The 12619-nt window shown below is 59.8% G+C and carries 14 protein-coding genes; 2 read left to right on the plus strand and 12 right to left on the minus strand.

Annotation, left to right across the window (positions count from 1 at the left end):
• From sucC to VIW95_RS10340, 8 genes are all read right to left on the minus strand, one after another.
• The coding region (gene sucC, locus VIW95_RS10305) for an ADP-forming succinate--CoA ligase subunit beta (RefSeq protein ID WP_331586086.1) at positions 1-995 on the minus strand (995 nt) is incomplete at its 3' end.
• A 17-nt stretch (positions 996-1012) separates the two neighbouring features.
• The gene (gene sdhB, locus VIW95_RS10310; protein ID WP_331586089.1) at positions 1013-1762 is read right to left on the minus strand and encodes a succinate dehydrogenase iron-sulfur subunit; all 750 of its coding nucleotides are present in this window, start codon (positions 1760-1762) and stop codon (positions 1013-1015) included.
• 19 nt (positions 1763-1781) lie between these two features.
• On the minus strand, positions 1782-3539 hold the full coding sequence (gene sdhA / locus VIW95_RS10315) for a succinate dehydrogenase flavoprotein subunit (protein ID WP_331586091.1): 1758 nt from the start codon (positions 3537-3539) through the stop codon (positions 1782-1784).
• Positions 3540-3552: 13 nt separating this feature from the next.
• On the minus strand, positions 3553-4215 hold the full coding sequence (locus VIW95_RS10320; RefSeq protein WP_331586093.1) for a hypothetical protein: 663 nt from the start codon (positions 4213-4215) through the stop codon (positions 3553-3555).
• Positions 4216-4244: 29 nt separating this feature from the next.
• Positions 4245-5186 carry a malate dehydrogenase gene (gene mdh / locus VIW95_RS10325; protein WP_331586095.1) on the minus strand — a complete coding sequence of 314 codons (942 nt, stop codon included), beginning with the start codon at positions 5184-5186 and terminating at the stop codon, positions 4245-4247.
• A 229-nt stretch (positions 5187-5415) separates the two neighbouring features.
• Positions 5416-6690: an ABC transporter permease gene (locus VIW95_RS10330; protein WP_331586097.1), complete on the minus strand. Its 1275-nt coding sequence runs from the start codon at positions 6688-6690 to the stop codon at positions 5416-5418.
• Positions 6683-7588 (minus strand): ABC transporter ATP-binding protein, encoded by a 906-nt coding sequence (locus VIW95_RS10335; RefSeq protein ID WP_331586099.1) that lies wholly within the window; start codon positions 7586-7588, stop codon positions 6683-6685. Before VIW95_RS10335 ends, VIW95_RS10330 begins: the two co-directional genes overlap by 8 nt.
• A 6-nt stretch (positions 7589-7594) precedes the next feature.
• The gene (locus VIW95_RS10340; RefSeq protein ID WP_331586101.1) at positions 7595-8392 is read right to left on the minus strand and encodes a hypothetical protein; all 798 of its coding nucleotides are present in this window, start codon (positions 8390-8392) and stop codon (positions 7595-7597) included.
• 201 nt (positions 8393-8593) lie between these two features.
• On the opposite strand from VIW95_RS10340, the gene VIW95_RS10345 reads away from it, so the two are divergent.
• Entirely contained in the window at positions 8594-8875 is a 282-nt protein-coding gene (locus VIW95_RS10345) for a hypothetical protein (RefSeq protein ID WP_331586103.1), read from the plus strand.
• 74 nt (positions 8876-8949) lie between these two features.
• Here VIW95_RS10345 and VIW95_RS10350 read toward each other — a convergent pair whose 3' ends face one another.
• Entirely contained in the window at positions 8950-10230 is a 1281-nt protein-coding gene (locus tag VIW95_RS10350) for a hypothetical protein (protein WP_331586105.1), read from the minus strand.
• 189 nt (positions 10231-10419) lie between these two features.
• On the opposite strand from VIW95_RS10350, the gene VIW95_RS10355 reads away from it, so the two are divergent.
• The gene (locus tag VIW95_RS10355; RefSeq protein ID WP_331586107.1) at positions 10420-11256 is read left to right on the plus strand and encodes a TauD/TfdA dioxygenase family protein; all 837 of its coding nucleotides are present in this window, start codon (positions 10420-10422) and stop codon (positions 11254-11256) included.
• A 10-nt stretch (positions 11257-11266) separates the two neighbouring features.
• Here VIW95_RS10355 and VIW95_RS10360 read toward each other — a convergent pair whose 3' ends face one another.
• The 3 genes from VIW95_RS10360 to VIW95_RS10370 all read right to left on the minus strand — a co-directional run.
• Complete coding sequence (locus VIW95_RS10360) at positions 11267-11728, minus strand: LIC_13387 family protein (protein ID WP_331586109.1); 462 nt, start codon at positions 11726-11728, stop codon at positions 11267-11269.
• A gap of 60 nt (positions 11729-11788) precedes the next feature.
• Positions 11789-12223 carry an SRPBCC domain-containing protein gene (locus tag VIW95_RS10365; RefSeq protein WP_331586111.1) on the minus strand — a complete coding sequence of 145 codons (435 nt, stop codon included), beginning with the start codon at positions 12221-12223 and terminating at the stop codon, positions 11789-11791.
• On the minus strand, positions 12220-12619 hold a 400-nt coding region (locus VIW95_RS10370; RefSeq protein WP_331586113.1), incomplete at its 5' end, for a metalloregulator ArsR/SmtB family transcription factor. The genes VIW95_RS10365 and VIW95_RS10370, both read right to left, overlap by 4 nt.

Raw genomic sequence — 12619 nt, forward strand, 5'->3', positions numbered from 1 at the left:
ACGCCCTGCGCCAGCACGTCGCAGCGCATGATTCCCCCGAAGATGTTGATGAGGACACCTTTAACCCGATTGTCGGAAAGGAGGATGCGAAACGCCGCCGCGACTTTCTCGGTGCTCGCGCCGCCGCCGACGTCGAGGAAGTTGGCCGGCTCGGCGCCGTAAATCTTGACGATATCCATCGTCGCCATCGCGAGGCCCGCGCCGTTAACCATGCATCCGATGTTGCCGTCGAGATGGACGTAGCTGAGGTCGTACTTCGCCGCCTCGGTCTCGGCGGGATCTTCTTCGTTGGCGTCGCGCAGCTCGCGGATGTCCGGATGCCGGAACAAGGCGTTGTCGTCGAATGACATTTTCGCGTCGAGGCAGATGACGCGCCCATCTTTCGTGACCACCAACGGATTGATCTCGATGAGCGACGCATCGGTTTCGACGAACGCGCGATAGAGCGATGCGAGCAGCGTCACGAACTGGCCGACTTGCTTGTCCTTGAGGCCCACTGCAAAAGCGATCTTGCGGGCCTGGAAGCCTGACACACCGAGCAGCGGACTGATCTGCTCGGTGAGAATTTTTTCAGGCGTCTTGTTGGCGACTTCCTCGATGTCCATGCCGCCCTCGGTGCTCGCGATCACGGACACGGTTCCCGCTTTTCTATCGACCAGCATCCCCAGGTAAAGCTCGCGTGCGATGTCGCTCGCCTCCTCGATATAAACGCGGTGCACCACGCGGCCTTCGGGTCCCGTCTGATGCGTCACCAGCGGCTGGCCGAGCAGCTTGGCCGCGAAATCGCGCACCTCGCTCGCGACCGTCAGCAGCTTGACGCCGCCAGCCTTGCCACGCCCGCCCGCATGGATCTGCGCCTTGACGACGGCCTTCGGCTGGCCCAGCGCCGTGAACGCGGCAGCCGCTTCATCCGGCGTCGTTGCGAATTGTCCCTTGGGAACGGGAACGCCGAAGCGCCCGAGAATTTGCTTCGCTTGATATTCGTGGATGTTCATTCAGTTACCTGCGGGGATCATTTCATAAAGAGGTCGCGGAGCCACTTGATCGACGTCTGACGGCCGACCGCACCGATTGCCGTCGTGAGCGGAATTTCCTTGGGACAGACCTCGACGCAGTTCTGCGCATTGCCACAGTCCGCTACGCCGCCCTCCGACATCATCGCGTCGAGCCGCTCGTCGAGGTTCATCTTGCCGGTCTGATGCTGGCTCATCAGGTAAACCTGGCCGATCACCGCCGCGCCCATGAACTTCGAATGCGCATTAACTTGCGGGCACGCCTCCAGGCAGCATCCGCACGTCATGCATCGCGAGAACAGGTACGCAAACTCCTGCACGCTCGGCGCCATTCGCGGCCCCGGCCCGAGATCGTAGGTCCCGTCGATCGGAATCCACGCGTGCGCCTTCTTCAGTGCGTCGAACATCTTCGATCGATCCACCCACAAGTCGCGGATCACCGGAAACTTCGTCATCGGCTCGACCGTCACCGGGCCGTTGAGATCCTCGGCCAGCTGCGAGCATCCCTGCCGCACGCGCCCGTTGATCACCATCGTGCACGAGCCGCAAACTTCCTCGAGGCAGTTGGCGTCGAACACCACGGGCGCGACGCGCTTGCCCTGCCGCGTGACCGGGTTGCGCCGTATCTCCATCAGCATCGAGATGATGTTGTGATTGCCCAAAAACGGAATCTCGAACTCTTCGTAGTACGGCTCGGAGTTCGGCGTTTCCTGGCGCTTGATTCGCAAGACTTGCGTCTTTTCTGGCACTGCGATGCTCCTGCTCGGCCTACGCTGCTTTCGGCTCGCTGGCGGATTTCTCGACGTCGTAGCGCCGCGGCCGCGGCTTGATCAGGCTCACGTCAACCGGCTCCCAACAGAAGCGCGGACCGTCGGACGACCACGCAGCCATCGTGGTCTTCATGAAATTCGCGTCGTCGCGCTCCGGAAAGTCGGGCTTGAAGTGCGCGCCGCGCGATTCGTTGCGATTGAGTGCGCCGAGCGTGATTGGCCGCGCGAGTTCGAGCATGTTCCACAACTGGCGCACGAACAGCACTTCCTGGTTCGCCCACTTGCCCTTGTCGTTGAGGCCGATTTTGCCCCATCGCTCCTTGAACTCGATCAATCTGTCGTCGGTGAGCTTGAGCTTGTCGTTGTGGCGCACGACGGTGACGTTCTCGGTCATGATGTCGCCGAGCTCACGCCACAGTGCGAACGCATTCTCGGGACCGTTCATCTTGAAAATTTTGTCGAACGATTCGCGCTGCAGCTTCAGCTCCTGATCGAAAATCGTCGAGCTGGCCGCGCTCTTCTTCGACTTCGCGTATCCGATCATGGCCGGCTCCGCGATATTTCCGCCGTGCATGCACGACAGCAGCGAGTTGGCGCCGAGCCGATTCGCGCCGTGATACTGAAACTCGCACTCGCCCGCCGCGAACAGTCCCGGCACGTTGGTCTGCTGATGGTAATCGACCCACAGCCCGCCCATCGAGTAGTGCATCGCCGGGAAAATCTTCATCGGCACTTTGCGCGGATCCTGGCCGGCAAACTTCTCATAAATCTCGAGCACGCCTGCGACCTTGCGATTCAACTCCTCGGGATCGAGATGGCTCACGTCGAGGTAAACCAGCGGCTGGCCATCGATGCCCAGCTTCATATCGAACACCACTTTGTGAATCGCGCGGGTCGCGATGTCGCGCGGCACCAGGTTGCCGTAGGCCGGGTACATCTCTTCCAGGAAGTACCACGGCTTGCTGTCGCGATAGCACCACACGCGTCCGCCCTCGCCGCGGATCGATTCCGAGATGAGACGAAACTTGTCCTCACCCTGCATCGCGGTGGGATGCACCTGGATGAACTCGCCGTTGGCGTATGTCGCGCCGGCCTGGTAGCAGGCGCTCACCGCCGATCCTGTATTCACCAGCGACTGCGTCGAGCGCCCGAAGACCAGGCCCGGGCCGCCGGTCGCAATCATCGTAGTGTCGGCCGGAAACGCGCGCATCTCGAGCGATCGCGTGTCGATCGCGACGATTCCGCGGCAGTCCCCCGACTCGTCTTGCACGAGGCTCAACATCTCCCAGCCTTCGAACTTGCGCACCAGGCCGGCGGCTTCGTAGCGGCGGACCTGCTCGTCCAGTGCGTACAGGAGTTGCTGCCCGGTGGTTGCGCCTGCGAACGCGGTCCGATGATGCTTGGTGCCGCCGAAGCGCCGAAAGTCGAGCAGACCTTCGGGCGTACGATTGAACATCACGCCCATCCGGTCGAACAGGTAGATGATCGCCGGCGCCGCCTCGCACATCGCCTTGACCGGGGGCTGATGCGCGAGAAAGTCGCCGCCGTAAATCGTGTCGTCAAAATGAATCATCGGCGAGTCGCCCTCGCCTTTCGTATTGACCGCGCCGTTGATTCCGCCCTGCGCACATACCGAATGCGAACGCTTGACCGGCACGATCGAAAAAAGATCGACTTCCTCGCCCTGCTCCGCCAGTTTCATCGCCGCGGTCAATCCTGCCAGCCCGCCGCCAACTATAATGTGATGCCCTGGCATTGGTTCTTTCTCCTCAGGCGGGCGCGCGAAACGCGACCAGGATTGCGACGCTGACCACAGCCAGCACGACAAACAACAAAACGCATACGCGGTTCACCAGCGTTTGCGCCTTGGCGCCGACCGCGATTCCCCACGTGATCGTGAATGTGAAAATGCCGTTGGTCAGGTGATAAACACACGCCAGCGTCCCGACAATGTAAGTGGTGAGAATCAGCGGATTCATCATGAAGTTATGCATCCGCATGTAATCCGTCTCGACCCCGGTGGCGTAGAAGTACGCGCGCGTCGAGAAAACGTGAAAGCCGATGAACAGGAACGCTAGAATCCCCGTGATGCGCTGCAGGGTGTACTGGTAGTTGCGCTCGTACGGATAGTCGTTGGGCTGCGCCGTAGCCGTGATGACGATGCCGTAAATCGCGTGGTACAAAATCGGAATCCACAACACTAAAGCTTCGACTGCGACCTGCAATGGGATGTTGCGTGTGAACTCGGTCTCCTTCCACCACACCGGTCCGCCCTTCAGCACGAAAGCATTTTCGAAAATATGGAAAAACAAAAATCCGCCGATCGGAATGATTCCCGACAGCGAGTGCAATCGGCGCAGCAGCCAGTGCCGCTGGTCGCGCGTCATCCCCGTCGCAATCGCAGGCGCCGCAACTGCTTCTGCTTCAGCCATAAGCCTTTCCTGTATCGCGAGCCGCGCTGCTAGCCGGCCGCGATTACTTTGTCCATCGCCTCGACCAGTTCGCGCACGTGTCCGACCGAACTGTCGAATGCGGTCTTCTCCGCGGCAGTCAGTTGGATTTCCACGACCCGTTCGACCCCGCCGGCGCCGATCACGACCGGCACTCCAGCGAACAGCCCCTTCACGCCATACTCGCCGTCAAGGTATGCGGCACACGGCAGCACCGACTTGCGATCGAGCATGTACGCCTCGACCATTTTGTAAACCGCGGTTCCCGCCGCGTAGTACGACGAGGTCTTCATCAGCTCGACGATCTCGCCGCCACCGCCGCGCGTGCGCTTCTCGATTTCCTCGAGCCGCTTCGCCGCGATCAGACGCTCGATCGGTTGTCCACCAACCGTGGTGTAGCTGCGAATCGGCACCATGTCGTCGCCATGCCCACCCAGCACCATCGCGGAAACACTCTCCGTCGAGACGCCGAGCTCCGACGCGAGAAAGGTGCGGTAGCGCGCCGAATCGAGCACGCCCGCCTGCCCGACGATGCGGCCCTTCGCGAAACCGGTGACGCGCTTGAGCTGCGTAACCATCGCGTCGAGCGGATTGGTGACTGCGATCACAAAAGCGCCCGGCGCGTGTTTCTTGATCGCGCTGCCGACGTCGGTCATCACCTTGGCGTTTATCTTGAGCAGGTCATCGCGCGACATTCCGGGCTTGCGCGGCGATCCCGACGTGACGACGCAACAATCGGCGCCCTCGATCTGCTTGATGTCAGTAGTGCCGCTCACGTTAACGTCGATGCCGAGCACTGGCGCCGACTCCAGCATGTCGAGCGCCTTGCCCTGCGGCAGTCCTTCGATAATGTCGTAGAGGACGATGTCGCCGAGTCCGCGCAGGAAGCATAGATGAGCGCAGGTCGCGCCGACATTACCCGCCCCGATGAACGCAATTTTCTTCCGAGCCACGCTTTTGCTCCCGCTCTCCATCTGAAGATTACCTTATATTCGCACTTTTGTTAATGAGCAATACTTAAGTAATCCGGCGCGCCAAAGGCTCCCCACCATCGAGGCACCAAGCACCCAAGCGTGCGATAGATAGCAACGTTTATCGAGATTGTGAAGCAGTCCTACAGTTTGGTTCCCCTTCCCACTATGGGAAGGGTTAGTGGTTAGGTTCTCGGTTACAACCCCTCACTCAAGCATGACGAAGCCATCGCGAGAGCTCGCGGATCGTTGGGCGCTTGCCGTACATCAAAATTCCGGTCCGGTAAATTCGCGCGCTGACGACCATCGCCCCGACAATCGTTGCGACTAGCAAAGTCAATGATAACGCGACTTGCCATAGCGGCGGATCGTGAACCGCGAGCCGCTCGAACATCAGGATCGGCGAGCAGAACGGAAACAGCGACGCCGCCACCGAGATCAGCGAATCCGACTGAGTCGCGACCGGCAGAATCAATGCCGACGCCGCGATCAGCGGCAGGATGACCACGAAGTTCCATTGCTGCGCCTCGTCGATCGAATTGAAGATCGCGCCGACGCCGGCGAAGATCGCGCTGTAGAGCAGATAGCCGAGCGTATAGAACACGACGAAATAAACTATCAGCGACGGACCCACGTCCAGCGCCGTCATCGCCGTGCGCAGGTACAGGCTGCGCGACGCGCCGTACCCCGCTACCGACAGCCAGACTCCAATCTGCGTCAGGCCGACGCTGCCGGTGCCGAGAATTTTCCCGGCCATCAGTTCCTGCGCGCTCGCCGCGCACATCAACACCTCGGTTATGCGCGAACTCTTTTCTTCCATGACCGAGCGCATCACCATCACGCCGTACGACAGCAGCGAGAACAGCATCACGAACATGAGAATGAACACGACCAACGCGCCGCGTACCTCGTTGTACGCCGACGACGCATTGCCGGCCCGAACCGCGGTCAGATCGACCGGCTGCAGTATCGCCGCGATATCGACCGCGCTGCTGCCCTGCTTCACCATCCGCTGCGCGGCGAAGGCGTACGACAATGCGTCGCTGAGGCGGCTGCGCAGAATGAAATCGCCCATCCGCCGCGTCGTGAAAGTGACGCGGCGCGAAGCGATCGCGGGCCCGTCGATCCATACGTATCCCTCGATCTCGCTGTCATCGAGCTTCTTGTCGAGTTGTGCGCGCTCGGACGGCGACGCGGGCGAAACAATCGACGGCTCGTAGCGCGTGCCATGCTGGCGCATCAGTTGGCCGCTCACCAATTCCGCCAACGCGCGATTGTCCGACGCAATCGCGACGCGAGCCGGCCGTTCGTTGTCGCGCACGATGCCGCGGGCCGTGGACGTGCTGATCATCGTGGGCAGGACCAGAAACGCCGCCATCAGCACTGGCGTCACGAAAGTAGAGAGCAGGAACGATCGCGTTCGGACGCGCTCGAGGTATTCCCGCTTCGCGATGATCCAGACTTTTTTAAGCGAGAACTCAGTCATATTTGCCCGAGATTCGTTCGATGAAAATCTGCTCGAGCGACGGGTCCATCACCTGGAAGCGGAGCACGCGCAACTGGCGCATCGCGGCCTGCAGCAGTTCCTGCGAGTCGGCGCCGGGCTTGAGGCGCAGCTCGGCGTGATTGCCGTAGTCATTCAGCGAATCGACCAGCGGATTGTCGGCCAGGCACTTACCATCGCCTTCGTAATCGATCTGCACGAAGCGGCGGCCGTTGCCGTTTTTGACTTCGCTCAGGCTCCCTTGCAGAACCGCCTTGCCGCTATTGATCAGGCAGATCGAGTCGCAGAGCTTTTCTACCTGGTCCATGCGATGGGTCGAGAAGAGGATCGACTTGCCCGAGGCGCGAAGCCCGACCAGCACGTCCTTGAGCTGCATCGTGTTGACCGGATCGAGGCCGGCGAACGGTTCGTCCATCACGATCAGGTCGGGATCGTGCATCAGCGCCGCGATAAACTGGATCTTCTGCTGCATCCCCTTCGACAGCTCGTCAACGCGCCGTCCGACCCAGTCCGCAATCTCGAGCCGTTTTGTCCATGCGGCGATTCGCTCCTTCGAGGTGGTGACCGACAGACCCGCAAGCTGCCCGAGGAAAACGAGATTCGCGCCGACCGTCATCCGGCGATACAAGCCGCGCTCCTCCGGCAGATAGCCGACTCTGCGCAGCGCGCGGCGGCGCAGCGGCTCGCCGAACAGCCGCACCACGCCGGAATCGGGCGACGTGATGCCGATCATCATGCGGATGGTGCTGGTCTTGCCGGCGCCGTTGGGTCCGAGCAGGCCGAAGATGTGCGCGGGCGGGATCGAGAACGAAATTCCGTCAACGGCCGCAAAGCCGCCGTACGACTTTCGCACCTCGACCAGTTCTACCGACGGCGTCACTACTGGCTAGTGCGCCCACACGAGCTGCGGGTTGGTCTCCCAGGGATAGACGTGAACCATCCAACCAAACACTTGCGGGAAGAAGCGGCCGCCCGCGGCGTCGCAGGCTTCCTTGGTTGCGATCGAGCCGTTGAAGCCGAACTTCGTCCAATCGGCAGTCTTCATGTCGGTGCCGCGCGCCGGGATACAAAAATTGATGTGCCGATGCCATCGCGCGACGCTCAGCGGCACGCGTTCGTTCAGCTGATCGACGGTGGCGCCCTTGCGGTCGGTGTACATCGCGCCGATCAGCTTGTAGCCGCCCTCCGGCGTACGCTGGTAGAGGAGCGAGGTGGGCTCGTTTGGATCGAACGTGAACGCGGCCTTGAGGCCGTTCCAGTTTCTCGTGAAATGCACGACCGGCGTTTTGAATTCGGGATGGAACGGCTTGAAGCCGTCGGCTTCGGCGACGTGATAGTCCTTGTACTTGGCGAGTGAGTGCTGAAGATCGGTCACCAGGACGGCGGCGCGCGCCTTGTCGGCGTCGTTGGCGGGCCGCAGGTCGGTGTACGCCATGTGCAGCGACATGTTTTTCAGCGCACCACCGCCCATGTGCGTGTCGTGATCCATCGCCTCGTCCGACATCGAATCCATCTCGCCCTCTTTCATGTTGGAGGGATCGGACGGCTTGGTGCCTGACATCTGCGGCATCTCATGCCCGCTCATGTCCATGCCTTTCATGTCCTGTGCGAAAGCGGGCGCCGATGCGGCGAGCGTTACGGCCAGCACCACGGCGATTTTCACAGCCGAAGCTTGAACAGACATCCTGTTCCCCCCGCGCTAAAGTCTATGCCCCAAAACGATTTCAGCCAACGATTGAATAATCGCGCCGGATCGGCAAAAAGAGAATGGACCGTCACGCTCGCGCTTGCGGGAAACAATCGGAATTGTTCCGGCCGTAACGCGCGCCAATCGTGTAGGTCGCACGATTGGGTGAGAGTGATCAACTCAGGTACAGGAGAAACAATGAAAACGAAAACGTTAGCGATTGTCGCGATTCTGATCTGCTCGTTCCTTGTAGGCCCCAACCTGGTCAGAGCCGACGAAGACGATTGGTATCAAGGGCAGCAAGGACAGTGGGTCAAACACGGCAGTAAGTATCGGTGGCAAAGCACCCACGGCGACGAGTGGTATCAGGGCAAGCAGGGACACTGGTACCAGGACAAAAAAGGCTGGCATTGGTACGGCAATGATCGCGATGAGTATCGGCAGGGCCCTCACGGCTGGCAGTGGTCCGGCCACCATTAGAATCCCGCGGACTGATCGACGAGCCCCAAGCGAGGCTCACGCGTACAACGGTGAGCCTCCTATTTGAGAAGTTCCTACAGGCCGTTGTAAATCAGGAATCGATTGTTGCCGCCGTCGGCTACGATAAGCTGATTGCCGATTTGTACAATGCCGGTAGGGTTGCTGAGATTGTTAGCGGACGGCGAGCCGCCGGTGCATCCGGTTCCGTCGTTGTTCTCCACGCCGCAGGTGAAATTCGGCTGACCAAGAACGACATCGGCCTGCTGAAAATTGGAAGTTGGAAAGGTGTTCCAGATCAGTATTCGCTGGTTCTTTTGATCATCGACAAAGAGTTGGGTTCCGTTACTGAACACGCCGTCATAGGGCATGTTCATGTTCTTTGCGCTGGGCGAGCCAGTGACACCAGATCCATTGTTGTTGATCACGTTGGTGGTGAAATTGGGTTGACCGAGCACGATATCGGCCGGCTGAAAGTTCTTTTTCGGAAATGTTTTCCAAATCAAAACCCGGCTTTCGTCTTCATCGGTCACCACCAGCCTGGTCCCGTCGGTCCACACTCCCGCCGGATAACTGAAATTCGCAGAGCTGGGCGAACCGCTTGTTCCCGTCCCGTCGTTCAGCGTGACGCAGGTGGTGAAGTTATTTTGCTCGAGCACGATGCTCGCTTTCGCCCCGTTCTTTTTAGGGATCTTCTTATAGATGAGGACGCGTGCATTGCTGGAATCAGCCACCACCAGTTTTCCACCAGCCACCGCCAGAGTTTCCGGGGCGCTGAGATTTTTGGCGGTGCATCCGGGTGTCGGGGCTCCGAAATTGGTCTGGCCGATCACGATGTTCGCTTTGACCTGATCCGAGGTCGGCGCCTTTTTCCATATGACAACGCGACTGTTGAAGAAATCGGAGACGAAAAGCATCTTGTTGGAGACGAAGGGCGACTGAGGTCCTCCAAACTGGTTCGCTCCGGTGCCTTTGCCGCTCGTCGTGAAATTCGGCTGGCCGAGGACGAAATCCGCGTTGGCATCGTTCGACGACGGAACCGAATTGAAGCCGAGTACGCGCTGATTGCTGTAATCGCCAAGATAGAGAATCCCGGTAGGCCCAACGCCAATCGATCCAAATCCCGTGGAAGCGGTATCGGCGGCGGGATTGGCCAGCCCCTGGTTGAATGCGCCTCCTGAGAAATCGACCTGCCCGATAACGACAGCAGCCGCCTGAAAATTCGAAAGAGTGATGGTTGCGCTTGGTGACGATGCCACTTCTGAATCGTCGCCCGCGTAAGTGTGGATGGGCGAAGTGATAACTGCAGATATCAATATCGCGGTTGCAGCTACCATGCCTGGAATCCGACGTGTCATCTAGTCCTCCACTGTGAGCCGGCTTGTAACCCATCGGCCGTGTCCGGGCGAACGCACATTTTCACACTGACTCGTTCAATTCAAGGTTTGATGAGTTATGGCGTTGTGTGTTGCCTCGCGAAATCGGCGAAACGCTTTGCAGTGGTGCGATCGGGCCGTGTCTTGTATGTTGGCTGGGGAGAAATTGCGATGAATAGATGGTCGCACATATCGGTAAATCCAATCGCCGGAGCATTGGGCGCTGAAGTTAGTGGCGTTCATCTTGGAGAACTGGGAGACGGTGCGCTTAACGAGGTGCGTGAGGCGTTCGTTGAGCATCAAGTGCTGTTCTTTCGCGACCAGGAGATTACGCGCGACCAGCACAAGGCGTTCGGGCGTCACTTCGGCACGCTGCAGATTCATCCCTACCTGCAGCCGCTCAAAGACCAAGGGCATCCCGAGTTCGTAGTGCTGCAAAGCGACGAACAGCATCCGTACCTCGCGGAGGCATGGCACAGCGACGTGACTTTCATGGACGAGCCGCCGCTTGGCTCGGTGCTGAAGTGCATAGTCGCGCCGGATTTCGGCGGCGACACGATGTGGGCGAGCATGTACGCGGCCTACGAGGCTCTGTCTGACAAGATGCAGCGGGTGCTCTCGGACCTCGTGGCGATTCACGACACCACGCGCACGTTCTCGCGCTATGAGTACAAGACCGACCACATCGGCGGCAGACAAGCACCGCAAGTGATGTCGGCGGAGCATCCGGTTGTTCGGACCCATCCGGAGAGCGGTCGCAAAGGGTTGTTCGTCAACTCGACATTCACTACGTCGATCAAAGGAATGAAGCCGGCCGAGAGTGATGCGCTGCTAAGCTTTCTTTACAGGCACATCACAACGCCGGATTTCAGTTGCCGCTTCCGGTGGCGGCCTAACTCAGTCGCGATGTGGGACAACCGCTGTACGCAGCATCGAGTGGTCGCGGACAACCGCACCGCCAATCGCCGGATGGAGCGCGTAACGATCAACGGCGACAAACCCTTTTAGACTCTGGTAGTCAGCCAGCCTTTGCTGCTCGGCTTGATGCCAGAGTCGGCTGGTCGCGTCTTCTCAGTGTTGCCAGAGCGGCCACAAGGCAGGCGGCTATCAGGAGCGACATCCCACCCGGACCGGCGAAGAAGTACTCCCAACTGACTGCGCTCAACAAAATCTCCGCTACCAGGATAGTGGTGATCAAAGGCACTGCGTGCCTCGGCTCTTCCCGGCTCAGGTTACTTAGCTGCCAGATCAACACCGCCAAAATCGCGAACACCACTGTGATGCATAACTCATAGCCTTGATAGAAGTCCCAGTGGCTGCGAATCACGCCCGCGATCGGGAAGCGAAAGGACTGCATCGCGGCAAACACCGCTTGTTCGGCCGGCCCGCGGCTCGGAGAATCCATCGACGCGATCGTGTGAAGCACGGCGCCGAGAGCTTGCAGCCCTGCACCTATCCTCAACCAGGTCCATGGTTTCATTGGGTGACCTCCGTCGTTCGAGTTCAGCTCACCGCGTGTATGAACCTCTAAGATTGAGTCTCAGGCGGCATCTGCGCGCGCGGTGAATCGCTCCAGGATGATGCCCCATCCATCTGAATAGCCCTGGCCCTGCTTCTGCATGATCGGCCCGGCGTCCCATCCGCGATGCTCGACTTCGACCCGAGTGCCATTGCCCTCGGCCGCAAATCTGACTTCAACCTGGGTCGGCGCCTCCCATTCGGGAGCTTTCCAGGTCCACGCGACGACGTGCGGAGGCTGAAAAGCGGTAATGCGGCCGACTTCGAATTCAGTGCCGTCAGTAAAGCGCTCGAAGAACCTGCCGCCAACGCGTCCTTCGATAAAAATGTCCTTGGCTTTTTCGCCGCCGAACGAAAACCCTTCCTTCAGCGGCCACCATTTGCCGATTTCTTCCGTGAAGACCCGGAACACGACTTCCGGCGAGCGCTCCACTCGAATCGCTTTTCGAATCGTCATCGGTTTTCCTCCACATAACGCTTGAATGCGTTCAGCGCCGTATCCCAGAAAGCGCCGACTTCTTCCAGGGTTCTAATCAATTCCTGAACGGCGAGTTGACCGCGCGGTGCGAGTTCGTAGATGCGCTCGCGCCCTACTTTCTTGGCCCTGATCAGACCGGCGCGCCCGAGCATCCGCGTGTGCTTGCAAATCGCAGGACGGCTGATCGTAAACCCTTCCGCCAACTCGCCCGCGCGGCAGGGCTTGTCTGCGAGACGCCGCAGCAACTCCCGGCGAGTGGAATCGGCCAACGCTCCGATGGTCGCGTCTATCCGCATCGAGAATATATGTAACCAAAGGGTTACGCATATGTCAAGACGTAGCCAGCGACAACCTTGGTCTGGTAACGTCGCGGCA

Source organism: Binatus sp. (SeqCode), assembly GCF_036522015.1.
Taxonomy (GTDB): domain Bacteria; phylum Desulfobacterota; class Binatia; order Binatales; family Binataceae; genus Binatus.